We start from the raw sequence: 24548 nt of genomic DNA, 5'->3' as shown, positions 1-24548 counted from the left end.
CTTCTTCCATGACCGTACGCGGCCGCCTGCTGCATTTGCTGGCCGGCTGGGGCAGCGTCGGCCTCGTGTATTTTTCCAGCGACTTGCTGCAAGGGCAGGGGGTACTGCTGCCGGAAACGGCGCTGGATCGCGCCATTCCCTACACGGATGCCGCCATCTGGCTATACCTGTCGTTCTTTATCCTGATCCCCTACGCCTACCTGGCGGCCGATGCGGCCCGCGTGCGCTGGCTGGCGCGCGCCATGGCGCTTTCCGCCGTCATGTGCGGCGTGGTCTTCCTGCTGTATCCGACCACGCTCGCCTACCCGCCCGTGGGCGACGGCAGCGCCTGGAGCACGCAGGCGCTGCGCATGCTGCAGGCGGCGGACTCCACGCAAAACTGCCTGCCGTCGCTGCATGGCGCCCTGACCTTGCTGTGCGTGTGGGCCTTGTGCGACAAACGCCACCTGCTGCGCTCCACGCTGGCCGTGGTGCTGGGCGTGGCCATCTGCTACGCCATCATCGCGCTGCGCCGGCACGTGAGCATCGACCTGGCCGCCGGCCTGGCTGTCGGCATCGCCGGCGGCATGCTGGCGAAAATGCAGGTATCCTTGGCTGCCCGCCGCGCCGTTTCCATCAAAACCGCACCATGATGAATCCATTTGCCCTGTCGTTCCTGATCATGCTGGCCTTCGTGCTGGCCGAACTGCTGATCCTGAAATGGGTGCGCAAGACACCCGTGCCGTGGAAGGACGTGATCTTCAACCTCAATTCCGGCCATATCCTGATGTGGGTATTTCGCGGCGTGGAAGTGGCCGCGTTTGCCCTGCTGCTGCGCCATGTGAACCTGCACCTCGTCGATCAGTGGCCCGTGGTGGCGCAATGGGTGTTCGCGTTTTTTGCCTGGGACTTGTGCTTTTACTGGATGCACCGGCTGCACCATAAAATCCCCTTGCTGTGGGCCGTGCACGTGGTGCACCACCAGGGCGAGCATTTCAACCTGTCGCTGGGCGTGCGCAATTCCTGGTATTCGTCGCTGACGAATTTCCCCTTCATCGCCATCCTGGCCGTGCTGGGCGTGCCGCTGGAAATCTTCCTTGTCGTCTCGTCGCTGCATTACACGGTGCAGCTCTACAACCACAATGCATTGGTCAAAAAATCCGGCATCCTCGATAGCTTCATGGTGACGCCGTCGCACCACCGCGTGCATCACGGCACGGACAAGCGCTATATCAACCGCAATTTCGGCGGTACCTTGTTGATCTGGGACAAACTCTTCGGCAGCTTTCAGCCCGAACTCGAGGGCGTGGAAATGCGCTATGGCGTGAAGGGCATGACGCCAACGCACAACCCGCTCCTGGCCAGCAACGGCAAACTATTTACCTGGCTGCGCGCGCGCTTTCCCCACTGGCAGTCGCGCGGCACTTTCGAGGTGCCCGAGCTGTTCATCGGCATCGGCGGCGTGATCCTGTTTGGCCTGGTGATCCATTACGTCAACCACGAAGCAGTGCTGGCGGGCGCGCAGCAAGTCATCCTGTTCGCGCTGATCTTCGGCGGCACCCTGGCGCTGGGCGGCTTGTCCGATGCGCGGCGCTGGGGCGCCATCGCCTGGGTGGCCATCGCGCTGGCCATGCCTGCCCTGTATCTGGGCTGGTATGGCGCGCGCGATGCGTGGGGCACGGTGTTTTTGACCGCACTGCTGGCGCATGGCCTCGACGGCGCGCGCCGCCTGTGGTGGCCGGCAGCGGCCGGGACGCGCGCGTGAGCCAGCTGCCGCCGCTGCGCTTCCGGCCCGCACGCGATTCCGCCTTCCGCCGCGAATTGCGCGCACGCGCCGACGCCTACCTGGCGGACGAAGGAAAACACCGCTTCGGCGACGCGCGCCTGCATGCGAAAACCGCCTTCCTGGCCGCGCTGACGGTGGGGCTGTATGCGCTGGCGCTGCGCGCCGTCAGCACCTGGCCGTTTGTCGCCAGCTACGTGGCTTGCCTGGTCGCGGCCATGGCGCTGGCCATGAATACCCTGCACGATGCGGCCCACAGCGCCATCTTTCGCCAGGGAGCCTGGAACCGCGTGCTGATCCGCCTGGTCGGCTTGCCCGTGGGCGTGGACACGGATTTCTGGACCATCCGCCACGTGCACTTCCATCACACGTATGCCAACGTGGAAGGCTATGACCTCGACACGGAGCCGAATCCGTTTTTGCGCCAGACACCGTTTCAACGCTGGTCGCCGCAGTACCGCTACCAATACCTGTATTGGCCCGTGGTGGCGGCCCTGTCGCTGCCGTATTTGAACTGGTATGGCGACTGGCTGGACCGCTTCGGCAAGACGCCCGTGGCCGCGCACAGCCGTTTGCAGGGCTGGCGCGGCTGGCTGTCGTTCCTGGGCTGGAAGCTGGGCCATGTGGCGCTGGTGCTGGCGCTGCCCATGTGGGTGCTGCAGCAGCACGGCATCGGCTGGGGCGTGGTGCTGGGTGCGTATTTTGTGGGCCAGATGATCGCCTCGTGCGCGCTGGTGGCGCTGATCCTGGGCACGCACTGGGCCGAAGTCGAGTTTTTCCAGCCGGGGCCAGACGGCACCCTGCCGCACGACTGGTACCAGCACACGTTTTATACGGCCTGCGACTGGACGCCGCAACCGCGCGCGCTGCGCTGGCTCGGTTACTGGCTGGGCGGCTTGAATCTGCACCTGACGCACCACCTGTTTCCCACCTGGAACCACCGCCACTATCCGGCGCTGGCGCGCATCCTGGCCGAACTGGCGCCACGCCACGGTCTTGTCTACCGCGAACTCGGTTACGGCCAACTGCACGCCTCGCAGCAGCAATTCCTGCGCGCCATGGGCCGCCGGCCCGCACAGTCCTGACGAATCGCGCTTGACTCGGTTTCCGTTCCGTCTTACATTTCTGTAACGACAGAAATAAGAGAAAATCATGGAATTGAGTCCCACCACGCAAAAATATATTCTCCACTGGGGCGAAATGGGCACCCGCTGGGGCGTCAACCGCACGGTGGCGCAAATCCACGCGCTGCTGTTCCTGGCGAACGAACCGCTGACGGCGGAAGACATCGCGGCCAGCCTGAACGTGGCCCGCTCGAATGTCAGCAACAGCCTGAAGGAATTGCAAAGCTGGGGCCTGGCGCGCATCACGCACGTGATGGGGGACCGGCGCGACCACTTCGTCGCCCTGCAGGATGTGTGGGAAATCTTCCGCGTCATCATGGAAGAGCGCAAGCGGCGCGAGATCGATCCCACGCTGACGGTGCTGCGTGAATGCGCGATCGAGGGCGAACACGATGCGGCCATTCCACCGGCGACGCTCGAGCGCATGGGCGAGGTGCTGGCCTTCCTGGAAATGCTCAGCTCCACCTACAGCGACTACAAAAACCTGCCGCCGGCGACCCTGCAGCGCATGTTGTCGATGGGCGGCAAGGTGGCCAAGTTCCTCAGCCCGGAAGACAAGCCTGGCAAGCGCGCAAAATCATGAACGGCCCGTCCGAAGGAGAGCTGTTCAGGAAGGTGATGGGCAAGCAGTGGCTGACCCTGCACCCGGACATCCGCCGCCGCTTCGAGAAAAATCCCGCGCCGGGCCAGCCTTTGTACTACCGGGGCGAACTGCGTGAACTTACCAGCTCGCGCTTGGGGAAGTTCCTCGGCTGGCTGACGCGCCCCTTCATCGATGGCGCCCTGATCCCGTATGACGACGCGGATTTCCCCGTCGATATCGAAGTCTATTCGCGTCCCGGCTGCCCCTTCATCTTCAAGCAGCGCACCTACCGCCTGCATGGCCGCGCGCCGATCCGCTTCACCTCCTACATGGCGGAAAGCGCGAAGGGTGAAGTGCTCGAATACGTGGGCATGGGCCTGGGCATGAAGCTGGTGCTGCACGTGGAAGACGGCAATCTGTACTTCACCAGCGATGGCTATTTTTGGGATCTTTTTGGCTGGCGCATGCCGCTGCCCGGCGTACTCACGCCCGGCAAGACCTATCTGTGCCACCGCAATGAGACGCCGCAGCAGTTCAATATCCGCATCGAGATTCGCCACGTCCTGTTCGGCACCACGTTCACCCAGGCCGGCGTGTTCCGCGAATCGGCCGCGCCGGAAATCAAGGAGACACCATGAATACGCATTTGTTGGCCCTGCAACTGATGGCGGCGCAAGGCTGCCTGGGCGCCTTCGACACCATCTACCACCATGAAATCACGGAGGCGCTGCCGCAAAAGGCGTCGGCGCGCCTCGAATTGACGATCCATGCCACGCGCGCCCTGATCTACAGCCTGCTGTTCGTCGGACTGGCGGCCTGGGAGTGGCATGGCGCCTGGGCCTGGGTGCTGGTGATCGTGTTTGGCGTGGAAATCGTGCTGACCCTGTGGGATTTTGTTGTGGAAGATCAAACCCGCCTCCTGCCTGCCACGGAGCGGGTCACGCATACGGTGCTGGCGATTAATGCGGGCGCCTTCATCGCCCTGCTGGCCCTGAACAGCAGCCAGTGGGCCAGCTTGCCGACGGCCCTCGTGTGGCAGCCGTATGGCTGGCTCAGCGTCTTCCTCGCCCTGTGCGGCGTGGGCGTGGGCTTGTCCGGCCTGCGCGACGCGTATGCCGTGTGGCAACTGGGACGGCGCAAGGTACAGGAGACGGCAGAGCAAGAGGAGCACCTGCGCTTTGCCGCCGCGCCGCAGTCCGTGCTGGTGACGGGTGCCACCGGTTTCATCGGCCAGCAGTTAGTCAGCGCCTTGCTGGCCGACGGCCATGCGGTGACGGTGCTGACGCGCCAGCCGAAACAGGCCGCGTGGACCTTTAATGGCCAGGTGCGCTGCATCCAGTCGCTGGACGCCTTATCGGATGCGCAGCGCATCGACATGGTGGTCAACCTGGCCGGCGCGCGCATCGTCGGAAAGCGCTGGACGGACGCGCGCAAGGCGGCCCTGCGCCGCAGCAGAGTGGCGCTGACGCAGGACCTGGTGGCGTGGATCGCCCGCGCGCAGCACAAGCCACGGGTGCTGCTGTCGGCATCGGCCATCGGCTATTACGGCGTGCAGCCGCAGGACGATCCGACGCAATTGGCTGAAGACAGCGCGCCGCAGCCTATCTTCATGTCGCAGCTGTGCCAGGAGTGGGAAGCGGCCGCGCGCCAGGCGGAGCAATTTGGCGTGCAGGTGGGCTGCATGCGCTTTGGCCTCGTTTTCGGCCACCAGGGTTCGCTGCCGCAGATGCTGCTGCCGATACGCTTCGGCGTGGGCGGCCCGCTGGGCAGCGGCAAGCAGTGGGTCACGTGGGTGCATGTGCGCGACGTGATCCGCGGCATCGCCCACCTGGCGCGCCGCAGCGAAGCACAGGCAGTGGGCGGCGCGTATAACTTCTGCGCGCCGGAAGCCATCGCGCAGCGTCGCTTCGCCCAGGTGGCGGGCGCCGTGCTGCACCGCCCCAGCGTCATGCCCACGCCGGCCTTCCTCATGCGCGCCTTGCTGGGCGAGCAGGCGGACTTGCTGGTGGAAGGCCAAAGGGTCGCGCCGCGCCGTTTGCTGGCCGACGGCTTTGTCTTCCGCTATCCGCAGCTGGAAGGCGCGCTGCGCAGCCTGTAGCCTGGCGTAGAATGGGCCATTGGGATGCCTTGGAGCACAATCTATGCCCCGCTTCAGCCATACGATAGACAGCCATGTTTACCAGTTCGCCAGCCTGAAAGAGCTGCTGGCGAAGGCCACGCCGCCCCGTTCGGGCGATGTGCTGGCCGGTATGGCGGCATCGAACGCGCGCGAGCGGGTGGCGGCGCAGCTGGCGTTGGCGGACGTGCCGCTGTTGACCTTTCTCAATGAGGCGCTGGTACCGTACGAGGACGATGAAGTCACGCGCCTGATCATCGATAGCCATGATCGCGCCGCGTTTTCCCCCATCGCGCACCTGTGCGTGGGCGACTTTCGCGACTGGCTGCTCGATGACGCGACGGATACGCAAACACTGTCCCAGGTCGCCGCCGGCATCACGCCGGAAATGGCAGCCGCCGTCTCAAAAATCATGCGCCTGCAGGATCTGGTGCTGGTGGCCCGCAAGTGCCAGGTCGTCACGGCCTTTCGCAATACCCAGGGCCTGGCGAGCCGTCTGTCCACGCGACTGCAGCCGAATCATCCGACGGACGACGCCACGGGGATTGCCGCCTCCATCCTCGATGGCCTGCTGCTGGGCAGCGGCGACGCCGTGATCGGCATCAATCCGGCCACCGACAATGTGGCGCAGGTGGTCTCGCTGCTGCACCTGCTCGACGCCGTCATTGATCAATATCAGATTCCCACCCAGTCATGCGTGCTCACGCACATCACCAATACCATCGAGGCGATACGCCGCGGCGCGCCCGTCGACCTGGTGTTCCAGTCGGTGGCGGGCACGCAGGCGGCCAACCGCAGCTTCGGCATCGACCTGGCGCTGCTGGCTGAGGGCCAGGCGGCGGCGCTGTCGCTGGGGCGCGGCACGGTGGGCAACAACGTCATGTATTTCGAGACGGGGCAGGGCAGCGCGCTGTCGGCCGGCGCCCACCACGGCATGGACCAGCAGACGTGCGAGGCGCGCGCGTATGCGGTGGCGCGCGCGCATCAGCCGCTGCTGGTCAATTCCGTCGTCGGTTTCATCGGCCCCGAGTACCTGTATGACGGCAAGCAGATCATGCGCGCGGGGCTGGAAGACCATTTCTGCGCCAAGCTGCTTGGGCTGCCCATGGGCTGCGACGTGTGCTACACCAACCATGCGGAAGCGGACCAGGACGACATGGATGCCTTGCTGACCATGCTGGGCGTGGCCGGATGCAATTTCATCATGGGCGTGCCGGGCGCGGACGACATCATGCTTGGCTACCAGAGCACTTCGTTTCACGACGCGCTGTATGCGCGCCGCGTGCTGGGCCTGCGCCCGGCGCCCGAATTCGAAGCCTGGCTGGCGCGCATGCGGATCACGGATGCGCAGGGCCGCTTGAGCGAAGCGCTGGCGCCGGCCTTCCAGGCGGCCCTGCTGCGCCTGGACGACTAGGAGGACGCATGGACGGGAACCATCCTTGGCAGGCGCTGCGCGCGCATACGGCAGCGCGCATCGCGCTCGGGCGCCGCGGCGTCAGCGTGCCGACCAGCGCGCAACTGGCGTTCCAGCTGGCCCACGCGCAGGCGCGCGACGCCGTGCACCTGGAACTCGATGGCGAGGTCCTGGCGCGCGCCTTGGCCGCGCAGGGGCAAGGCTGCGTGCCGCTGCACAGCGAGGCCGCCACGCGCGCCGAGTATCTGCAACGGCCCGACCTTGGGCGCCGGCTGGACGACGCTTCACGCGCGCGGCTGGCCGGAGGTAGCAAGGGAGTCGACCTGGCGCTGGTGGCGGCCGATGGCCTGTCGGCGCTGGCCGTGCAGCGCCACGCGGCGCCGTTCCTGGCCGCCTTGCGCGAGCGACTGGCGCGGGAAGCGTGGACGCTGTCGCCGCTGCACATCGTGGCGCAGGGACGGGTGGCCATCGGTGACGAGGTGGGGCAATTGCTGCAGGCGAAGGCCGTGCTGGTGCTGATCGGCGAGCGGCCGGGCCTCAGTTCTCCGGACAGCCTGGGCCTGTACCTGACGTGGGCGCCCAAGGTGGGGCTGCTGGACGAGCGCCGCAACTGCATTTCGAATGTGCGCCCCGAGGGGCTGGCGTATGCGCAGGCGGCATACCGGCTGCACTACCTGCTGTCGCAGGCGTTCAGCCGGCAGTTGTCGGGCGTGGCATTGAAGGATGAAACGGTGGAAGAGGGCGCGGCCCTGGCGGGGGCGCGCAATTTCCTGCTGGAGTGATCAGACTTCGCGGATTTCGTCCAGCGGCCAGCGCGGGCGCACATTGAACGAGTAATCGTGCTTGGCGGCGTCGGGATTGATCTGCAGGCGCATGGCGCCGGCAAAGGCGATCATGGCGCCGTTATCGGTACAGAATTCCAGCTCCGGGTAATACACTTTAAAACGCTTCTTGGCGGCCGCCGCGTTGAGCGAGGCGCGCAGTTGCGCGTTGGCGCCCACGCCGCCGGCGATCACCAGGCGTTTCAGGCCCGTGTGCTTGAGGGCAGCCACGCATTTGGCCGTCAGCACGTCGACGATGGCGTCGACGAAGCCGCGCGCGATATTCGCCTTGTCCTGTTCGCAGATGTTCGCGATGACTTTTTCTTCATGGTTCTTGACCACCGTCAGCACGGCCGTCTTCAAACCGGAGAAACTGAAATTGAAATCCTTCGAGTGCAGCATCGGGCGTGGCAGTTTATACGCGAGCGGGTCGCCGAATTCGGCCAGGCGCGAAATGGCGGGGCCGCCAGGATAACCGAGTCCCAGCAGCTTGGCCGACTTGTCGAACGCTTCGCCGGCCGCATCATCGAGGGTTTCGCCCAGCATCGTGTACTGGCCCACGCCATCGACGCGCATCAGCTGCGTATGGCCGCCCGACACCAGCAGGGCGATGAAGGGGAATTCCGGCGGCTCGGACGCCAGCAATGGCGACAGCAGATGGCCTTCCAGGTGATGGATGCCCAGCACCGGCTTGTTGATGGCCAGGCCCAGGCTGCAGGCGACCGAGGAACCGACCAGCAGCGCGCCGGCAAGGCCCGGGCCTTGCGTGTAGGCGATGGCGTCGATTTCGGGCAGGGTGATGCCGGCCTTGGTCAGCGTTTCTTCCAGCAGCGGGATGGCGCGGCGGATATGGTCGCGCGACGCCAGTTCCGGCACCACGCCGCCATATTGCTCGTGCATGGCGACTTGCGAATAGAGGGCGTGCGACAGCAGGCCGCGTTGCGTGTCGTACAAGGCCAGGCCGGTTTCGTCACAGGAGGATTCGACGCCAAGAACAATCATGAAGGTGCTAAATAGGGAGGAGTAATCCGCCATTGTAAAGGAAAGCCGGCCAGTCCACCGTGCGGCCGGCGCACCATTTCGGCGGCAGTGTGCACTTGCGCAGTGCGCCGCGGTGCCGTTTTTCCCGGATGTCGGCCATTTTTCGCCTGCATCGGCACTGGCACCGCTCTTGCTTAGACAGGCGTGTGCCTTTCTCAAGGGAGCTAGCGATGTCGGAACAATGGAAAATGATTTGCCGCCTGAAGGATATGCCGCTGGCGGGCGCGCGCATGGTGCAGCGGGGACTGGCGTGGCAGGACTTGCCGGGCGTGGCGCTGTTCCGCGCGACGGACGATACGGTGTACGCGCTGCTCGACACGGTGCCTTGCCTGGGCGGCCCGCTGGCGCAAGGGGTGCTGATGGAGAAAAACCTGATGGGGCCGAAGAACAGCTGGATCATCGAGCTCGATTCGGGCCGTCTGGTGGCGCCCGTGCAGGGCATGGCGCGCACGTACGCCGTGCGCATCCTGGACGGGCGCATCTACCTGGACGTCAATGAACTCAATATCCCGGCCAGCAAGGCGGAACAGGCGCTGGCGGGATCGTACGCCGTGCTGCCGCATGTGCAGATGGCATAGGTGTTTGGGGTCAGACCCTCAATGCCGCTAACGCCAGGTTCAGCGCCAACGCAAGAGGGGGTCTGACCCCAGCTGTTTACTTCGGGCGGTTCAGCAGGTGCGCATGCGCGTCGCGCAGCATGGTGGCCGTCGTGTCCCAGTCGATGCAGCCGTCGGTGACGGAGCAGCCGTAGGTCAGTTGCGACAGGTCTTGCGGGATCTTCTGGTTGCCGCTGACGATGTTCGATTCGATCATCACGCCCACCAGCGAGCGGTTGCCCTGGCGGATCTGATTGACCACGTCGGCCATCACCAGCGGTTGCAGTTCCGGCTTCTTGTAGCTGTTCGCGTGCGAGCAGTCGACCACCAGGTTGGCGGGCAGCTTGGCCTTGGCCAGCGCCTGTTCGGCGATGGCGATCGAGACCGAATCGTAGTTCGGACGGCCGTCGCCGCCGCGCAGCACGACGTGGCCATACGCGTTGCCGCGCGTGCGCACGATGGCGACGTTGCCTTCGCCGTTGATGCCCAGGAAAGAGTGCGGGTGCGCCGACGACAGGATGGCGTTGACGGCGATGCTGATGTCGCCATCGGTGCCGTTCTTGAAGCCGACTGGCGTCGACAGGCCCGACGACATTTCGCGGTGCGTCTGCGATTCCGTCGTGCGTGCGCCGATGGCGGTCCAGGCGATCAGGTCGCCCAGGTACTGCGGCGAGATCGGGTCCAGCGCTTCGGTGGCGGTGGGCAGGCCCAGTTCGCACACGTCGAGCAGGAACTGGCGCGCCTTTTCCATGCCTTCGTTGACCTTGAACGAGTCGTCCATGTACGGGTCGTTGATATAGCCCTTCCAGCCCGTGGTGGTACGCGGTTTTTCGAAATACACGCGCATCACCAGCAGTATCGTGTCCTTGACTTCCTCTTGCAGCGCTTTCAGGCGGCGCGCGTAATCGAGGCCGGCGACGGGGTCGTGGATCGAGCACGGACCGACGACGACGAACAGGCGCTGGTCCTTGCGGTCGATGATGTTGCGCAGCGCTTCGCGGCCGCGGCTGACGGTGTCGAAGGCGCTTTCCGACAGGGGCAGCTTGGCGTGCAGTTCGGCCGGTGTCGGCATGGGCGCGAAGGAGGTGACGTTGATATTTTCGATGTCTGGCGTATTCATGATTCTGGCTCGGCTTTCGCTATTGCGTTCTTTAAGAGGCAATAGTGTAGCGGAAATGCGGCCTGGCGGCGGGGATGGGGCCAAAACGGGAATGCATCAGTTGTTTTTATGGCAGTGCCGGCGCGCCACCGGCCCCTTGCTGCCGGACGCTCAATGACCGCCGCCCAGGCTGGCGCCAACGCCGTAGCGGGCGATGCGCTGGTCGTTGCCAGCCAGCTCGGGCGGCCGGGGGAGGCCGGGATTGCGCCGCACGTGCGCGAGGATGGCGCTTTCGTGCTGGCGTATCTGTGCGTCCAGGCAGGCGATTTGCCGGCCCAGCAGGGCGTGCAGCGCCTGCTGGCCAGCCCGCAAGTGCGCATCGAGGCGCGCCGATTCCTGCTGGCGCACGCCTTGCATGGCGTGCAGGCGGCGCAGCCACAGGCGCAGTTCCACGTAGGCGGGCGAAGGCGGCGTCCACCGTGCGGGGCGCCTGTGCTGGCAGTAGTTGGCCAGCACCACGGCGCTGTGCGCCGCGTCTCCGGGCAAGCCATGGCCACGCAGATAGTCTTCCAGCTGCGCGGGCTGGGCGTCGCAGACCAGCATGCCCATCTCGGCCAGCATGCGGGCCGGCGCCTCGCTGTACGGCATATCGAGGCGCATGCAGACGCGTAAGCCCATGACGGGCACGTCGTTCCTTTGCAGCCAGCTGCGCAGCCAGCGGTAGCCGGCCACGTCGTTTTCCAGCACCTTGCACAGCATTTCGCCGCCCGAAAGCAGCACGGCTTTCAGCTGCAGCTTGCTCGTTTCGATGCCGACGAAGGCAGTTTCCTGTTTGACCGCGTGTTCCATGATGAGTTCCCCCTGTGCAGTCTTATACGCAGCGGTGGCGCCTTTGGATGCAGGCGCGCAGCAAATTCGTGAAAATAGCTGGAAAGATTGTTGCATCGGCGCCTATGGCATCCGCCAGCCCCTCTGCAAGGGGAAAATTCCGTGTAAGCTGGCGCCATGACGACTGTATCCATCCCCCATACCGATGTGGCCGGTGAGCCATTCCCCGCAGCACGTTTCATCAAAGAAATAGGACGCGGCAAGAACGGCGCGCGCAGCATGACGCGTGATGATGCCCGCGCCCTGTACCGCGCCATGCTCGAGGGCCGCGTGTCGGACTTGGAACTGGGCGGTATTTTGTTGTCGATGCGCATCAAGGGCGAATCGGTCGACGAAATCGCCGGCTTCCTCGACGCCGCCGAAGCATCGTTCAGCCCGCTGGCCGCGCCGGCCGGCGAATTTGCCCCGATCATCATTCCCAGCTACAACGGCGCCCGCAAGATGGCCAACCTGACGGCCTTGCTGGCGCTGCTGCTGGCGCGCGCCGGGGCACCCGTGCTCGTGCATGGCGTGACCAGCGATCCGGGCCGCATCACGACGGCCGAAGTGCTGGCCGCGCTGGATGTGCCCGCTTCGCTCGACCATGCGCAAGCCGAGGCCGCCATGGCGCGCGGGCAAGCGGCCTTCCTGCCTATCGAAGCGCTGGCGCCGCGCCTGGCGCACATGCTGTCGTTGCGGCGCGTGCTGGGCGTGCGCAATTCCACGCATACCCTGGTGAAAATCATGCAGCCGTTCGCCGGTCCCGCCCTGCGCCTGGTGTCGTATACGCATCCGGAATATCTGGAAATGCTCGGCGAATATTTCCTGACGGCATCTCCGGCAGGGCGCGGCGCCGCTTTCCTGATGCGCGGCACGGAGGGCGAAACGGTGGCCAACGCCAACAAGGCGCAGCAGATCGACTGGTTCCACGGGAGCGAACGCACGGTGCTGGTGGAAAAACAGTTGCTTGTCGAAGAGTTGCCGCATTTGCCGGCCGAGCGCGATGCGGCCACCACGGCGGCCTGGATCGCCGCCGTGCTGCGCGGCGAGGTGCCCGTGCCGCCATCGATCGCCGAACAGGTGGCGCAATGCCTGATGGCATCGCGGCAGATTGCAGCACGGCCGCGCTAGCCGCGTCGCCGCAGTTTACAATGGCGTCTTTGTAATCAGCGGTGACCGGAATTCTTATGGCAAAACAATTTGATGTGGCAGTGATCGGCGCGGGCGCGGCCGGCATGATGTGTGCGGCTGTTGCCGCCCAGCAAGGCAAGCGCGTGGTGTTGATCGATCACGCGGCCAAACTGGCCGAAAAGATCCGCATCTCCGGTGGTGGACGGTGTAATTTTACCAATATTAACGCCACCCCGCAAAATTTCCTCTCGGAAAACCCGCATTTCTGCAAGAGCGCATTGTCGCGCTACACGCCGCAGGATTTCCTCGCGCTGGTGAAAAAATACCGGATCGGCTACCACGAGAAGCACAAGGGCCAGCAATTCTGCAATGAGTCGGCCGAGCAGATCATCGAGATGCTCAAGGACGAGTGCGCCGCTGGGGGCGTGCACTGGCGCATGCCGTGCAAGATCGACAATGTTGTCCAGCAAGATGACGGTGGCTTCGTGCTGCAGACCGATAGCGGCGACATCGAGACGGCCAGCATCGTCATCGCCACGGGCGGCCTGTCGATCCCGAAGATCGGCGCCACAGATTTTGCCTACCGCATCGCCAAACAATTCGACTTGACGATGGTCGAACCGCGTCCGGCCCTGGTGCCGCTGACGTTCGATGCGACCAGCTGGGCGCCGTTCGCGGAATTGTCCGGCATCGCGCTGGAAGTGGATGTGGAAACGGGCAGCCTGAAAGGCCGCAAGACAACGGGCGCGCGTTTCCGCGAAGATTTGCTGTTCACGCATCGCGGCCTGTCGGGTCCGGCAATTTTGCAGATTTCCAGCTACTGGCTGCCGGGCGAACCCATCGTCATCAATCTGCTGCCGGAAGTGGACGTGGCGCAGACCTTGATTGAAGGCAAGGGCACCCTGAAGAAGCAGCTGGGCAATATCGTCGCGCAATGGCTGCCGCAGCGCCTGGCCGACTGCCTGCTGGCCGTCAACGGCCTGGCGCCGGACGCGCGCATCGCCGATATGCCGGACGCGCAGCTGCGCAAGCTGGGGCTGGCCATCAATGCCTGGTCCATCGTGCCGAACGGTTCCGAAGGCTACCGCAAGGCCGAAGTGACGCGCGGCGGCATCGACACGCGCGAGCTGTCGCAGCAGACCATGATGGCCAACAAGGTGCCTGGCCTGTATTTCATCGGTGAAGCGGTTGACGTGACGGGCTGGCTGGGCGGCTACAACTTCCAGTGGGCCTGGGCTTCCGGCGTGGCGGCAGGTATTGCCTTGCAGTAAGCAAGTCTGTAGGATGGGGTTCTGGCGCCCGGTGCGCCGGTCCCGGTGCGTGGTTTACGCCACATTCCGGCAGCGACCGCAGGCTGCATGCCGCACGCAAGTGGGGGAGGGGCTTCCCTTTCCGAATAAAAGCTGCTACTATCTATCTCTTCCTATACACCACCTCAACGGTTTGAATTTTACATGACCACTATTCGCCTTAAAGAAAACGAGCCGTTCGAAGTCGCAATGCGTCGCTTCAAACGCACCATCGAAAAAACGGGTCTGCTGACCGAATTGCGCGCACGCGAATTCTACGAAAAGCCAACAGCTGAGCGCAAGCGCAAGCTGGCAGCTGCTGTAAAGCGTCATTACAAACGCATCCGCAGCCAACAACTGCCGAAAAAATTATTCTAAGACTGTTCAGTCAGAACCAACCCGGGTAGTTCGGCGCATTGTTCGCCACGGGTTTTGTTTTGATTCGCCTGGAGTGATACTTCAGATGAGTCGCATACCCGCTCCGGTTCGCCGCAGCGGGTTTTCGCTTTTGTGGCCCGCTGATGCTAGCCGCGCACGAGCACCCACCTACTGACCAACGAGGATTGCCATGAGCTTGAAAGAACAAATTACCGAAGACATGAAAAACGCCATGCGCGCCAAGGAAGCGGGCAAGCTGGGTACGATTCGCCTGTTGCTGGCGGAAATCAAGCGCAAGGAAGTCGACGAGCGCATCGAATTGACGGATGCCCAAGTGACGGCCATCGTGGAAAAGATGATCAAGCAGCGCAAGGATTCGATCACCCAGTTCGAAGCCGGTGGCCGTGCCGACCTGGCCGACATCGAAAAAGCCGAACTGGTGCACCTGGCGGGCTACATGCCTGCCGGCCTGTCGGACGAAGAAGTGGCGGCCGAAGTGGCTGCCGCCGTGGCCGCCTCGGGCGCCGCCGGTCCGCAAGACATGGGCAAGGTCATGGCCATCGTCAAGCCGAAGCTGGCTGGCCGCGCCGACATGACGGTGGTGTCCGCTCTGGTCAAGAAAGCCTTGACGCCGGCAGCGTAAGCATACAATAGTAGCAAGGGCTGCCCGCCGTCGCGCTGGCAGCCTGTTAACAGCCCACACGTTGACCTGGCTCAACCTCAGGCCACGTGCGGTAGTATAGTCTGACCTATAACAAGACCCGCCCTAGCCAGTGATACCTCAATCCTTCATTTCCGATTTGCTCAACCGCGTCGATATCGTCGATGTCGTGGGCCGCTATGTGCAACTGAAAAAAGGTGGCGCCAATTTCATGGGCTTGTGCCCGTTCCACAGTGAAAAATCGCCTAGCTTTACCGTCAGCCCCACCAAGCAGTTCTATCACTGCTTCGGCTGTGGCGCGCATGGCACCTCGATCGGCTTCCTGATCGAGTACTCGGGCATGGGTTTTGTCGACGCCGTCAAGGACCTGGCGCAGAACGTGGGCATGGTCGTGCCGGAAGCGGACGACAAGATCCCGCCGGCCCAGCGCGCGCAGATCCAGGCGCAAAGCATGGCCCTGTCCGACGCCATGACGCAGGCCTGCGATTATTATCGTGGGCAATTGCGCCACGCGCCGGAAGCCATCGCCTACCTGAAGAACCGGGGCTTGACGGGCGAAGTGGCCGCTCGCTTCGGCATGGGTTTCGCGCCCGGCGGCTGGGACAATCTGCGTTCCGTCTTCCCCGATTACGACGTGGTGGCCCTGGCCGAAGCTGGTCTCGTGATCGACAAGGTCGATGAAGAGGGCAATAACCGCAAGCGCTACGACCGTTTCCGCGAACGCATCATGTTCCCGATTCGCAATACCAAGGGGCAAGTGATCGCCTTTGGCGGCCGCGTGCTCGACCATGGCGAACCGAAATACCTGAACTCGCCGGAAACCCCCTTGTTTTCCAAGGGTTTTGAACTATATGGGCTGTTCGAGGCGCGCCAGGCCATCCGCGACGCCGGCTACGTGCTGGTGACGGAGGGTTATATGGATGTGGTTGCCTTGGCGCAAATGGGTTTCCCGCAAGCAGTAGCCACCTTGGGCACGGCGTGCACGCCCACCCACGTGCAAAAACTGCTGCGCCAGACGGATAACGTGATTTTCAGCTTCGACGGCGACAAGGCCGGCCGCCGCGCCGCCCGCCGCGCGCTGGAAGCGAGCCTGGCCCACGTGTCGGACAATAAAACCATCAAATTCCTGTTCCTGCCGTCGGAACACGATCCGGACAGCTATATCCGCGAATTCGGCGCCGAAGGGTTTGAACAGCAAGTGCATGAAGCCATGCCGCTGTCGCAGTTCTTGCTGAAGGAAGTGTCGGGCGAGCATGATCTGTCGGAACCGGAAGGGCGCGCCCGCGTGCAGTTCGACGCCAAGCCGCTGCTGCAACTGATGGCGCCGTCGTCTTTGCGCCTGCAGATCGTGCGCGGGCTGGCCCAGCTGACGCAGTCCACGCCGGCCGAGATCGAAGCCCTGTTCGAGCTGGCGAAACCGGTTGCCGTGGCGCGCCGCGCGCCGCCGAAGTCGGGCCGCCCCGTGCCTGTCGGCCTGGAGTTGAAGATCATGCGCATGCTGGTGGCGCATCCGCCGCTGACGATGCGCATCGACGAGGCCGCCTTGGCCGCCTTCCAGCACCTGGGGCCGGATGCCGCGCACAGCCTGGGGCAGCTGGTGGCTGTGGGCCAGGCCTTGGGCGAGCACGGCAGTTTTGCCGCGCTGGCGCAGCAGTTGAAGGAGCTGGGCAGCGAATACGACGAGATCATCGGCGAGATAGCGGCCGGCACGGAATCCGATTACGACAGCGAATTGTCGTGGCTGGTGAGCACCATCCGCGAGATCAAATTGAATGCCTTGAAGGCGGAATTGCAGCAATTGTTTGCGTCGGGTTTGCCATCCGAGAAAATTGGTGTACGCTACCGCGAAATCATGCAGGAGCAGGGGGCGCTGGAACGCGAGCGCGATGCCGAGTTGGTGAATCGCTAACCTTGTCTTGAGGGTATGGCGCGCACTGGAAAAACATTTTTCGCGTGCTATAATTAAATGCTAAGTATTGTGTGCTTTGGCAAGCTAGTTCTGTTTCGTAAATAGTATTTGTTTTCAGTAAGTTAGGCTCTTGATCGGCGCGGTGGATCGTGTCGGCAGCCAGGGCCAACTGGCGTTTTCGGCGTTGCGGGCAAGGCTCGCAGACGCTGGCAAGCCGCGCCAGGCTCTCGCTCCCAACGCGGTCGATGCAGGAATTTTTGCCGAGACGGCTGGCAACAGCCGGTGGACAGGAATTGCTGCGCTTCCCGCGGATCGTGGCCGATGAGGTGTAAGTAACGTAACAGTGTCGAATTTGCGTAGTCGGCAGGTTCGAAGATGGTGGTTCCCGCAGGTAGACAGGGAACTGGCAGCAAACTTTATCCTAATCCACCGTAAAGCAAGTCGTTGTGTAATCGAAAGCGCCTGTGCCAATCAAGAAACCCGAATCCAAAGCGGCTGTAAAGCCCACTAAAGTTACCACGAAAGCCGAAAAGGCGCTCGACCGGCCAGAAGCGCGCGTCACCAGCGCGCCTGTGGTCAGCCAGACCACCGACGCTGCCACCCTGGCCGCGATCGATACGTCCGGTTATGTCTTGCCGTCGGTAAAAGTGCCAGGCCGCCGCGGCCGCAAGCCAAAAGAATTCCAGCCAGAAAATGATGAAGTCGCCGCCCTGAACGCCGTCGAGCGGGCCGAACTGAAGGCCGTCGACAAGGCCAAGGCCAAGGACCGCAAGGCGAAAGAGCGCGCGCTGCTGAAGGATGCGTTCTCGTCCGACACGGAAGCGAGCGAGGAAGAACTCGAGCGCCGGCGCCAGAAACTCAAGACACTGATCAAGTTCGGCAAGGAACGCGGTTTCCTGACCTACGCGGAAATCAACGATCACTTGCCCGAAAACATCGTCGATCCGGAAGCCATCGAAGGCATCATCGGTACCTTCAATGACATGGGTATCGCCGTCTACGAGCACGCGCCCGATGCGGAAACGTTGTTGCTGTCCGATAACGTTGCCGTCGTCACCAGCGATGACGAGGCGGAAGCGGCAGCCGAGGCGGCATTGTCGACCGTCGACTCCGATTTCGGCCGCACCACCGATCCCGTGCGCATGTACATGCGCGAAATGGGCTCGGTCGAGTTGCTGACGCGCGAAGGCGAGATCGAGATTGCCAAGCGCATCGAAGATGGCTTGAAAGACATGATCCAGGCCATTTCCGCCTGTCCCGTGACGATCGCCGAGATCATCGCCGCCGCCGACCGCATCGCCAACGAAGAGATCAAGATCGACGAAATCGTCGACGGCCTCGTCGATGAAAACGAGCCGGTCGCCGCAGCCCCTGTCGTGGCCGCACCCGTCGAAGAAGACGAGGAAGAAGGCGAAGCGGAAGAGGAGGAAGTCGAAGAAGAGGAAGAGGCGAGCGCTTCCGGTGCGGCCGGTTTCTCGGCTGAACAGCTGGAAACCCTGAAACGCACGGCGCTGGAAAAATTCGCCATCATTTCGCAGCAATTCGACAAGATGCGCCGCGCCTTCGAGAAAGAAGGCTACAACTCGAAACCCTATGCCAAGGCGCAGGAAGCCATTTCGCAAGAGTTGCTGGGCATCCGCTTCACGGCCAAGGTCGTGGAAAAGCTGTGCGACACCCTGCGCGGCCAGGTCGACGAAGTGCGCCATATCGAGAAGCAGATCCTCGACGTGGCCGTGAACCGCTGCGGCATGCCGCGCGCCCACTTCATCAAGGTCTTCCCGGGCAATGAAACCAACCTCGACTGGGTCGATGGCGAAGTCAACGCAGGACACGCGTACAGTGCCATCCTGGGCCGCAACATTCCGACCGTCAAGGAACTGCAGCAGCGCCTGATCGACCTGCAGGCGAGGGTCGTCTTGCCGCTGCCGGACTTGCGCAACATCAACCGCCAGATGGCGGCCGGTGAAATGAAGGCGCGCAAGGCCAAGCGTGAAATGACGGAGGCCAACTTGCGCCTGGTCATTTCGATCGCCAAGAAATACACGAACCGCGGCCTGCAATTCCTCGATTTGATCCAGGAAGGCAATATCGGCCTGATGAAGGCCGTCGACAAGTTTGAGTACCGCCGCGGCTACAAGTTCTCGACGTATGCCACCTGGTGGATACGCCAGGCCATCACGCGCTCGATCGCCGACCAGGCGCGCACGATCCGCATTCCCGTGCACATGATCGAGACGATCAACAAGATGAACCGCATCTCTCGCCAGATCCTGCAGGAAACGGGCGCGGAACCCGATCCGGCCACCCTGGCGATCAAGATGGAAATGCCCGAGGATAAGATCCGCAAGATCATGAAAATCGCCAAGGAACCGATCTCGATGGAAACGCCGATCGGCGACGACGACGATTCCCACCTGGGCGACTTCATCGAGGACAACAACACCCTGGCACCGGCCGACGCGGCCCTGCACGCGTCCATGCGCGGCGTGGTCAAGGACGTGCTCGATTCCCTGACACCACGCGAAGCGAAAGTGCTGCGCATGCGTTTCGGCATTGAGATGTCCACCGACCACACGCTGGAAGAAGTGGGCAAGCAATTTGACGTGACGCGCGAGCGCATCCGCCAGATCGAAGCCAAGGCGCTGCGCAAGCTGCGCCACCCATCGCGCTCCGACAAGCTCAAAAGCTTCTTGGAAGGCAACTAGAAGCCAATAGGGCTTGACGTGCGCCCCTGATACCCCTATCCTCGCGTGTCCGTTTCCAAAACGGCCGCGCGAGGCGGGCATCAACAGCGCCGCCACGCCGCAGTCCCCCGGGCCTCTAGCTCATGCTTGGTTAGAGCAGCGGACTCATAATCCGTTGGTGCCGTGTTCGACTCACGGGAGGCCCACCAGAATTTGCAGCAATAGATCAAGCCCCGGCGGGCCACTGCCGGGGCTTTTTTCGTGCTGTCGTACAATCGCGGCATTGCGATTGATGAGGGATGGAACGAGATGACGGCTGAAGTGAAGATTGACGATATCGTCGTCGGTGATGGCAAGGCGGCGGTGCGTGGTGCGCTGATCACGGCCCACTACCGGGGCTGGCTGGAAGATGGCACGGAGTTTGACTCGTCGCACAAGCGGGGTGAGCCTTTCCGCTGTGTGTTGAGCAATAACAAGGTCATCCAGGGCTGGATTCTGGGTTTGCACGGCATGCAGGTGGGTGGCACGCGCAAGTTGTGGGTGCCGGCGCATCTGGCGTATGGCGAGCGGCAAATGGGTTTGATACCGCCACATTCCAATTTGATCTTCGAGATTGAGTTGCTGGAAGTGCTGACGCGCGATTGATGTTTGGATGGTGTCATCAGGCCGATACGACGCCGGCTTTTTTCAGCAGCAATTGCTCGACATCGGCGCGCAGCGCCTGCTGCGTAGGGAAGTTCGCATAGCGCAAGGTGACGTAGCCGGCCAGCCTGAGCATCGCGTCGCGCTCCCTGTCCTGGCGCTCGCGGCCGTTGTGGCTGCTGTCGTCGAGCTCGATGACGGCGAGCACATTCAGTTGCTTGCTGCACAGAACAAAATCGGCCACCTTGCGGTCGAAACGGTTTCTGTTGGCCCATCCTTTCGCCGTCACCAGCGCGGAAAACGCCACTTGCGCCAGCACCGTGCATTCCGGCAATGCCGTCTGCAGCAAGTGGTACATCTGCTGTTCGCGCGCCGTCATCACGGGTTTTCTGTGCAGGCGCAGCGGCCTGCGCGACTTGGCCGTCTGGCGCGTGGCCAGCATGGCAAAGAACAGGATCAAGGCCGCGATGGCGAGCAGGACTGTGAAGGGCGGCATGGGCTGGCATCAGGATGGACGAGTCCTGATGGTACGCGAACAGCGGCATGTTTCGTGCCGCTGCCAGCGTATTTCAGGTGGTGCGCTTGTGGAAGATCAAGCCTGTTTCAAGTTCACCTGCATCACGTCCAGTGCAGGCACGATATCGTGCAGGCTGCTCACTTCACAGGTGGGGATGGCGGCCGAGGTATTGGCCATGCTGTCCGGGTTGAACCAGCAGCTGGCTATGCCGTAGCGGTTGGCGCCGAGGATGTCGGCGTCCAGGCGGTCGCCGATGATGATGGTTGTATCCTTGCTGAATGCGCGCGCCATGTTGGCGGCATATTCGAAGAAGCGCACGTCCGGCTTGGCGTGGCCGCACGCTTCGGAAGTGGCGACGAAGGAGATGTAGTCGCTCAGGCCGGAGGCGGCGATGCGGCGGTTCTGGATGGACTCGACGCCGTTGGTGATGATGCCCACTTCGCCGATGCGCGACAGCGTTTCGCACACTTGTTTGGCGCCATCGATGAGCACGACCGTGTCCGGCAGCGATTCCAGATACAGACGGCTGGCCAGTTCCGAATCGATGGCGATGCCGTTCAGCGCAAACGTCTTGCGGAAGCGTTCCACTTTCAGGAAATCCTTGGTGACGTCACCCGTCTCGAAACGTCTCCACAGGTCGACGTTGATCGCCTGGTATTGGGAAAACAGCGCGTCGATGCCGTCGCGCAAGCCCAGTTCGTGCATGGTGTGCAGGAAGGAGCGTTTTTCGGACGCCCGGAAGTCGAGCAGGGTATCGTCCAGGTCAAACAGGAATAGCTGGTAGGTCATGGTATGTATTGAAAGGAACTTGTCTTGCATCGTAGCACGTAGCGATGAGTTCGGTTGGCCGTGCCCTGCGCGGGCGATCCGCTACAATCGCTGCCAGACTCGTCACTTTCACTTCGCCCTCCCATGACCCAGCTTTCCGTCAACGTCAATAAAATCGCCCTGCTGCGCAATTCGCGCGGCCGCAACTTCCCCGATTTGCTGGCATTTTCCACGCGCTTTCTCGACTTGGGCGCCGCCGGCATCACCTTGCACCCGCGTCCGGACCAGCGCCATGCGCGCTACGATGATGTTGCCCCGTTGCAGCGCCTGTGTGCGGAGCGGGGACGCGAGCTGAATGTGGAGGGCTATCCGGCGGCGGAATTTCTGCAAGTCGTAAAAAGCGCGCGCCCCGCGCAATGCACCCTGGTGCCTGACATGCCGGGGCAATTGACTTCCGATCACGGCTGGGACATTGAACAGCACGCAACGCTGTTGCGTCCCGTCATTGCGGAATTGAACGACCTGGGCATCCGCGTCAGTCTGTTTGTCGATGCCGATTACCCGGCGCTGGAATGGGCGCGCGAGGTGGGGGCGGCACGGGTTGAGCTGTACACGGAGCGGTTTGCGGAGAGTTATGGCGGCGCGCAGGCCGATGCCGTGTTTGATACATATCTGCAGGCGGCGCGGCGGGCGCAGGCGCTGGGACTGGGCGTGAATGCGGGGCATGACCTCGATTTGCACAACCTGGCGCGCTTCCTGGACATTCCCGGCATCCTGGAAGTGTCGATCGGCCATGCGCTGGTGGTCGAATGCATCGAACTGGGCATGGACAAGGTGCTGGGCCGCTACCTTGAGATATGTCAATCGTAGGGGACTTGGGTGGCGCCGCTGGCCGGCCGCTGCAGCCTGAGCCGGACTGGCCCTTCTTCGATGCCGACTTTGCCGTCACGGCACAGACGCTGGCGCAGGTGCAAGCGCTGACGTCCGATGCGGCGGCGCAACTGTGGACGCGCCATGTGTCGGCCCATCCCGACGAGACGCACCCCATGCAGTTGCGTGAGGGGCATCGCCTGCAGACTACGGTGTCGGGGCCGGACTGGCTGGCCGAGTTCGATGCCGTTTCCAGCGAACACTTGGCACAGGATGGATGCGTGGCAAGGTTTCTCTCTTCCCATTTTCACGCTGCCGAGGCGGCGCCCGTCTTTTTCATGGCCAGCCGGGCGCGCGCCTATGCGCTGACATCGGCCGCGCTTGCCGCATGCTGGCCTTGCTTGCTGGCCATTTCTGACGAGGGCCCCTTGCTGTACCAGCCTGTCACGGGCAAGTTCGCTTATTTCTCGCCACAGGGGGCGCTGGCGGGTGGTGAGGAAGGTTTGCAGCCTGTTTAACGGGATGCGCCCATCCTGTGGCGATAAGCGCTACGGATGAATGCCAGCCGCGTTGCTTATTTGCACTGAAACCTGACTATTTTTGTTCGCTGTTTAACGGTTGCGACGCACTGTTTGACTCCTGGCAAATCCATGCGCAGGTAGCGCTCGGTAGTGGCATACAGGCAATCCACCTGAAACAGATAGCGTGGGGCATCGAAATTGATATCCCAGCGTTGATACAAGGTACCGGCACTTGTCCACTCCCTGATCGGGGCCAGGATGGGCAAGGCCTCGCCGTCCACCGGCGGCCGATCCGCCGGATAGGACAGCACGCGCACGCTGTCGAGCCTGGCGGCTGGCAGGTTCCAGGTAGAGGGAGCCGCTTGTGGGCAAGAAACGGAGACAACGGGGGCTGCGGCAGCGTACTGCATCGCCATGCCCGCGATGGAAAATGCCAGCAGTGCGAGCGGCTTCATTCGAAAGAGTTCGGAGCGATCAAAGCGAAGAGTCAGTGGCGCCGGTAAGGTGCCTGACCAGAGTGACGCACTCGCCATTTCCTACGATCTCTTTTTGCTTTGCATAGTCGGCACTCGCGATGTAGGGCATGGCATTTCTCTCTGTGGCTGAAGGTAGAGAGAGCGTACGCAAGATGTGGGCAGGTATCTTGATGTGCGCCAGGGCAATACGGGGCATTGACACGTGTCATGGCCCCGTCTGGCGCACGGGCAACCTTACATATCCACCCACCAGTTAAGCAAGGTTTCATCATCATCGTCATCGAGGTTGACGTAGATATTGGCGAAGTACCATTCCACGCCCGTCGCCGCGCGGAAGGCGTCAAAGGGACCGTTGACGTTGTAGATGCCGTGGTGTCCCGGCACGCTGAAGGTGAGGTTGCCCTTGTACTGGCCATCCAGGGTGCCGCCCAGCTGGCTTTGCACGTCGCGTTCGAGTTGCTCCACCGCTTCTTGCGACACATCGTCGGCATAGATCTGGATGCAGAAGTTGCCGCCGCGCTTTAAGACTTCGGCGGGGGCCAGCGGGTCGGCGATGTTGACGATGTCGCCGCGCGCCAGGTTCAGGGTCAGGCCGGGCGAGGCCAGCAGTTCGTAGACGTGCTCGTCGATCTGGCGCGCGGGCAGGGTTTCATACACGGGGCCGTCGGTGTTTTTGCCTGCCAGTACGCGGATATGCGGCAAGCCTTCGCAATTGATGTCTTCCATTCATTCTTTCATAGTGCCGGCGCGATGCGCTATGGGTCGCGCCAGGTTGGGGGTTATGGCAATATTGTACCGGGTACGTGCCAGCTGGCGGGGTACGCAACGGTGCAAACGAGGAGAGGCAATGGAGAATGTGGTGCAAACAGGTGGCTGTTTATGTGGCGTGGTGCGCTTTGAAGTGACAGGCGAGGGCGGCAATCCGCACAGCTGTTCTTGCCGAAATTGCCAACAGCACACGGGCGCGCCGACGGTAGCGTGGGTGGAGTTTGCGCGCGATCAAGTGCGCTGGACGGGTGCGGCCGGTGCGCCGGCCACCTACCGTTCTTCCGAGTATTCCAGCCGGGCCTTTTGCACCGCCTGTGGCAGTTCCATCGGCGCCATCGACGATGCGCCCACGGTGGCTTTGCTGGTCGGCAGTTTTGATGATCCCACCCAGGCGGCCTTTGCGCCCGAATACCACTCGTTTGAAGATGGCAGGCCAGGCTGGTGGCTGGCCGCCGGTGCGGATGTTGAGGCGGCGCGTCCGGTTTGCAGCGGAGCCAACATCCCGGAATGA

Annotated in this window: 26 protein-coding genes and 1 tRNA gene; 20 read left to right on the top strand and 7 right to left on the bottom strand. The window is 62.9% G+C overall.

Annotated features, from left to right (window positions below):
• Positions 1–8 precede the first annotated feature (8 nt).
• The 8 genes from AC3IQ7_RS25480 (at position 9) to eutC (ending at position 7781) form a co-directional block, all read left to right on the top strand.
• Positions 9–632 (top strand): phosphatase PAP2 family protein, encoded by a 624-nt coding sequence (locus tag AC3IQ7_RS25480; RefSeq protein WP_489207662.1) that lies wholly within the window; start codon positions 9–11, stop codon positions 630–632.
• Positions 629–1744, top strand: coding sequence for a sterol desaturase family protein (locus AC3IQ7_RS25475; RefSeq protein WP_489207661.1), 1116 nt, complete (start codon positions 629–631; stop codon positions 1742–1744). Before AC3IQ7_RS25480 ends, AC3IQ7_RS25475 begins: the two co-directional genes overlap by 4 nt.
• Positions 1741–2847 carry a fatty acid desaturase family protein gene (locus AC3IQ7_RS25470; protein ID WP_489207660.1) on the top strand — a complete coding sequence of 369 codons (1107 nt, stop codon included), beginning with the start codon at positions 1741–1743 and terminating at the stop codon, positions 2845–2847. The genes AC3IQ7_RS25475 and AC3IQ7_RS25470 overlap by 4 nt, the downstream gene beginning before the upstream one ends.
• Positions 2848–2914: 67 nt before the next feature.
• Positions 2915–3469 (top strand): GbsR/MarR family transcriptional regulator, encoded by a 555-nt coding sequence (locus tag AC3IQ7_RS25465; protein WP_046686150.1) that lies wholly within the window; start codon positions 2915–2917, stop codon positions 3467–3469.
• On the top strand, positions 3466–4107 hold the full coding sequence (locus AC3IQ7_RS25460) for a DUF4166 domain-containing protein (protein ID WP_199534221.1): 642 nt from the start codon (positions 3466–3468) through the stop codon (positions 4105–4107). Before AC3IQ7_RS25465 ends, AC3IQ7_RS25460 begins: the two co-directional genes overlap by 4 nt.
• Positions 4104–5567, top strand: coding sequence for a TIGR01777 family oxidoreductase (locus AC3IQ7_RS25455; RefSeq protein ID WP_489207659.1), 1464 nt, complete (start codon positions 4104–4106; stop codon positions 5565–5567). Before AC3IQ7_RS25460 ends, AC3IQ7_RS25455 begins: the two co-directional genes overlap by 4 nt.
• Before the next feature lie 43 nt (positions 5568–5610).
• A complete protein-coding gene (locus AC3IQ7_RS25450; protein WP_489207658.1) occupies positions 5611–6999 on the top strand; it encodes an ethanolamine ammonia-lyase subunit EutB in 1389 nt (462 codons plus the stop codon).
• An 8-nt stretch (positions 7000–7007) separates the two neighbouring features.
• Positions 7008–7781 carry an ethanolamine ammonia-lyase subunit EutC gene (gene eutC, locus AC3IQ7_RS25445; protein WP_489207657.1) on the top strand — a complete coding sequence of 258 codons (774 nt, stop codon included), beginning with the start codon at positions 7008–7010 and terminating at the stop codon, positions 7779–7781.
• Here eutC and tsaD read toward each other — a convergent pair whose 3' ends face one another.
• Positions 7782–8822 carry a tRNA (adenosine(37)-N6)-threonylcarbamoyltransferase complex transferase subunit TsaD gene (tsaD, locus tag AC3IQ7_RS25440; protein WP_035821911.1) on the bottom strand — a complete coding sequence of 347 codons (1041 nt, stop codon included), beginning with the start codon at positions 8820–8822 and terminating at the stop codon, positions 7782–7784.
• 209 nt (positions 8823–9031) lie between these two features.
• Between tsaD and AC3IQ7_RS25435 the strand changes: the two genes are divergently transcribed.
• Positions 9032–9439 (top strand): nitrite reductase (NAD(P)H) small subunit, encoded by a 408-nt coding sequence (locus AC3IQ7_RS25435; RefSeq protein WP_158301084.1) that lies wholly within the window; start codon positions 9032–9034, stop codon positions 9437–9439.
• 76 nt (positions 9440–9515) lie between these two features.
• Here the strand turns inward: AC3IQ7_RS25435 and AC3IQ7_RS25430 are convergent, their stop codons facing one another.
• On the bottom strand, positions 9516–10577 hold the full coding sequence (locus AC3IQ7_RS25430; protein ID WP_489207656.1) for a 3-deoxy-7-phosphoheptulonate synthase: 1062 nt from the start codon (positions 10575–10577) through the stop codon (positions 9516–9518).
• A 150-nt stretch (positions 10578–10727) separates the two neighbouring features.
• Positions 10728–11405, bottom strand: a complete 678-nt coding sequence (locus AC3IQ7_RS25425) for a hypothetical protein (RefSeq protein WP_489207655.1) — start codon at positions 11403–11405, stop codon at positions 10728–10730.
• A 156-nt stretch (positions 11406–11561) separates the two neighbouring features.
• Here AC3IQ7_RS25425 and ybiB point away from each other — a divergent pair, with 156 nt between their 5' ends.
• The 8 genes from ybiB (at position 11562) to AC3IQ7_RS25385 (ending at position 20120) form a co-directional block, all read left to right on the top strand.
• Positions 11562–12554 (top strand): DNA-binding protein YbiB, encoded by a 993-nt coding sequence (gene ybiB / locus AC3IQ7_RS25420; protein WP_489207654.1) that lies wholly within the window; start codon positions 11562–11564, stop codon positions 12552–12554.
• A gap of 56 nt (positions 12555–12610) precedes the next feature.
• A complete protein-coding gene (locus AC3IQ7_RS25415; RefSeq protein WP_489207653.1) occupies positions 12611–13825 on the top strand; it encodes a BaiN/RdsA family NAD(P)/FAD-dependent oxidoreductase in 1215 nt (404 codons plus the stop codon).
• Positions 13826–14008: 183 nt separating this feature from the next.
• A complete protein-coding gene (rpsU, locus tag AC3IQ7_RS25410; RefSeq protein ID WP_008451879.1) occupies positions 14009–14221 on the top strand; it encodes a 30S ribosomal protein S21 in 213 nt (70 codons plus the stop codon).
• 190 nt (positions 14222–14411) lie between these two features.
• A complete protein-coding gene (locus tag AC3IQ7_RS25405; protein WP_489207652.1) occupies positions 14412–14864 on the top strand; it encodes a GatB/YqeY domain-containing protein in 453 nt (150 codons plus the stop codon).
• A gap of 130 nt (positions 14865–14994) precedes the next feature.
• Positions 14995–16791, top strand: a complete 1797-nt coding sequence (gene dnaG, locus AC3IQ7_RS25400; protein ID WP_099376654.1) for a DNA primase — start codon at positions 14995–14997, stop codon at positions 16789–16791.
• A gap of 464 nt (positions 16792–17255) precedes the next feature.
• Positions 17256–19496, top strand: coding sequence for an RNA polymerase sigma factor RpoD (gene rpoD / locus AC3IQ7_RS25395; RefSeq protein WP_034779848.1), 2241 nt, complete (start codon positions 17256–17258; stop codon positions 19494–19496).
• 109 nt (positions 19497–19605) lie between these two features.
• A tRNA-Ile gene (locus AC3IQ7_RS25390) sits at positions 19606–19684 on the top strand.
• Positions 19685–19784: 100 nt separating this feature from the next.
• Complete coding sequence (locus AC3IQ7_RS25385) at positions 19785–20120, top strand: FKBP-type peptidyl-prolyl cis-trans isomerase (RefSeq protein WP_489207651.1); 336 nt, start codon at positions 19785–19787, stop codon at positions 20118–20120.
• A 16-nt stretch (positions 20121–20136) separates the two neighbouring features.
• On the opposite strand, the gene AC3IQ7_RS25380 is transcribed toward AC3IQ7_RS25385, so the two are convergent.
• Together AC3IQ7_RS25380 and AC3IQ7_RS25375 are read right to left on the bottom strand one after the other, a co-directional pair.
• The gene (locus AC3IQ7_RS25380; protein WP_489207650.1) at positions 20137–20613 is read right to left on the bottom strand and encodes a DUF2726 domain-containing protein; all 477 of its coding nucleotides are present in this window, start codon (positions 20611–20613) and stop codon (positions 20137–20139) included.
• A gap of 96 nt (positions 20614–20709) precedes the next feature.
• On the bottom strand, positions 20710–21423 hold the full coding sequence (locus tag AC3IQ7_RS25375) for a YjjG family noncanonical pyrimidine nucleotidase (RefSeq protein WP_489207649.1): 714 nt from the start codon (positions 21421–21423) through the stop codon (positions 20710–20712).
• 123 nt (positions 21424–21546) lie between these two features.
• Here AC3IQ7_RS25375 and AC3IQ7_RS25370 point away from each other — a divergent pair, with 123 nt between their 5' ends.
• Positions 21547–22272 (top strand): pyridoxine 5'-phosphate synthase, encoded by a 726-nt coding sequence (locus tag AC3IQ7_RS25370; protein ID WP_489207648.1) that lies wholly within the window; start codon positions 21547–21549, stop codon positions 22270–22272.
• Positions 22260–22790 carry a DUF2947 family protein gene (locus AC3IQ7_RS25365; RefSeq protein WP_489207647.1) on the top strand — a complete coding sequence of 177 codons (531 nt, stop codon included), beginning with the start codon at positions 22260–22262 and terminating at the stop codon, positions 22788–22790. Before AC3IQ7_RS25370 ends, AC3IQ7_RS25365 begins: the two co-directional genes overlap by 13 nt.
• A 56-nt stretch (positions 22791–22846) precedes the next feature.
• On the opposite strand, the gene AC3IQ7_RS25360 is transcribed toward AC3IQ7_RS25365, so the two are convergent.
• Together AC3IQ7_RS25360 and AC3IQ7_RS25355 are read right to left on the bottom strand one after the other, a co-directional pair.
• Entirely contained in the window at positions 22847–23248 is a 402-nt protein-coding gene (locus tag AC3IQ7_RS25360) for a hypothetical protein (protein WP_489207646.1), read from the bottom strand.
• Between the two features lie 255 nt (positions 23249–23503).
• Positions 23504–23995, bottom strand: coding sequence for a DUF4265 domain-containing protein (locus AC3IQ7_RS25355; RefSeq protein ID WP_489207645.1), 492 nt, complete (start codon positions 23993–23995; stop codon positions 23504–23506).
• A gap of 121 nt (positions 23996–24116) precedes the next feature.
• Between AC3IQ7_RS25355 and AC3IQ7_RS25350 the strand changes: the two genes are divergently transcribed.
• On the top strand, positions 24117–24548 hold the full coding sequence (locus AC3IQ7_RS25350) for a GFA family protein (RefSeq protein ID WP_489207644.1): 432 nt from the start codon (positions 24117–24119) through the stop codon (positions 24546–24548).

It is taken from the genome of Janthinobacterium sp. GL_088 (assembly GCF_057837845.1).
Note: the sequence above shows the minus strand (reverse complement) of the source record. Positions and strands in the feature narration are given on the sequence as shown.

Excerpts from the sequence above, each read along its gene's own strand:
- AC3IQ7_RS25365 (WP_489207647.1), top strand. The coding sequence starts at position 22,260 with ATGTCAATCGTAGGGGACTTGGGTGGCGCCGCTGGCCGGCCGCTGCAG.
- AC3IQ7_RS25435 (WP_158301084.1), top strand. The coding sequence starts at position 9,032 with ATGTCGGAACAATGGAAAATGATTTGCCGCCTGAAGGATATGCCGCTG.
- AC3IQ7_RS25415 (WP_489207653.1), top strand. The coding sequence starts at position 12,611 with ATGGCAAAACAATTTGATGTGGCAGTGATCGGCGCGGGCGCGGCCGGC.
- AC3IQ7_RS25460 (WP_199534221.1), top strand. The coding sequence starts at position 3,466 with ATGAACGGCCCGTCCGAAGGAGAGCTGTTCAGGAAGGTGATGGGCAAG.
- eutC (WP_489207657.1), top strand. The coding sequence starts at position 7,008 with ATGGACGGGAACCATCCTTGGCAGGCGCTGCGCGCGCATACGGCAGCG.
- AC3IQ7_RS25480 (WP_489207662.1), top strand. The coding sequence starts at position 9 with ATGACCGTACGCGGCCGCCTGCTGCATTTGCTGGCCGGCTGGGGCAGC.
- AC3IQ7_RS25465 (WP_046686150.1), top strand. The coding sequence starts at position 2,915 with ATGGAATTGAGTCCCACCACGCAAAAATATATTCTCCACTGGGGCGAA.
- AC3IQ7_RS25380 (WP_489207650.1), bottom strand. The coding sequence starts at position 20,613 with ATGCCGCCCTTCACAGTCCTGCTCGCCATCGCGGCCTTGATCCTGTTC.
- AC3IQ7_RS25405 (WP_489207652.1), top strand. The coding sequence starts at position 14,412 with ATGAGCTTGAAAGAACAAATTACCGAAGACATGAAAAACGCCATGCGC.
- AC3IQ7_RS25375 (WP_489207649.1), bottom strand. The coding sequence starts at position 21,423 with ATGACCTACCAGCTATTCCTGTTTGACCTGGACGATACCCTGCTCGAC.
- AC3IQ7_RS25475 (WP_489207661.1), top strand. The coding sequence starts at position 629 with ATGATGAATCCATTTGCCCTGTCGTTCCTGATCATGCTGGCCTTCGTG.
- AC3IQ7_RS25450 (WP_489207658.1), top strand. The coding sequence starts at position 5,611 with ATGCCCCGCTTCAGCCATACGATAGACAGCCATGTTTACCAGTTCGCC.
- AC3IQ7_RS25370 (WP_489207648.1), top strand. The coding sequence starts at position 21,547 with ATGACCCAGCTTTCCGTCAACGTCAATAAAATCGCCCTGCTGCGCAAT.
- AC3IQ7_RS25360 (WP_489207646.1), bottom strand. The coding sequence starts at position 23,248 with ATGAAGCCGCTCGCACTGCTGGCATTTTCCATCGCGGGCATGGCGATG.
- AC3IQ7_RS25355 (WP_489207645.1), bottom strand. The coding sequence starts at position 23,995 with ATGGAAGACATCAATTGCGAAGGCTTGCCGCATATCCGCGTACTGGCA.
- ybiB (WP_489207654.1), top strand. The coding sequence starts at position 11,562 with ATGACGACTGTATCCATCCCCCATACCGATGTGGCCGGTGAGCCATTC.
- rpsU (WP_008451879.1), top strand. The coding sequence starts at position 14,009 with ATGACCACTATTCGCCTTAAAGAAAACGAGCCGTTCGAAGTCGCAATG.
- AC3IQ7_RS25425 (WP_489207655.1), bottom strand. The coding sequence starts at position 11,405 with ATGGAACACGCGGTCAAACAGGAAACTGCCTTCGTCGGCATCGAAACG.
- AC3IQ7_RS25455 (WP_489207659.1), top strand. The coding sequence starts at position 4,104 with ATGAATACGCATTTGTTGGCCCTGCAACTGATGGCGGCGCAAGGCTGC.
- AC3IQ7_RS25350 (WP_489207644.1), top strand. The coding sequence starts at position 24,117 with ATGGAGAATGTGGTGCAAACAGGTGGCTGTTTATGTGGCGTGGTGCGC.
- tsaD (WP_035821911.1), bottom strand. The coding sequence starts at position 8,822 with ATGATTGTTCTTGGCGTCGAATCCTCCTGTGACGAAACCGGCCTGGCC.
- AC3IQ7_RS25385 (WP_489207651.1), top strand. The coding sequence starts at position 19,785 with ATGACGGCTGAAGTGAAGATTGACGATATCGTCGTCGGTGATGGCAAG.
- AC3IQ7_RS25430 (WP_489207656.1), bottom strand. The coding sequence starts at position 10,577 with ATGAATACGCCAGACATCGAAAATATCAACGTCACCTCCTTCGCGCCC.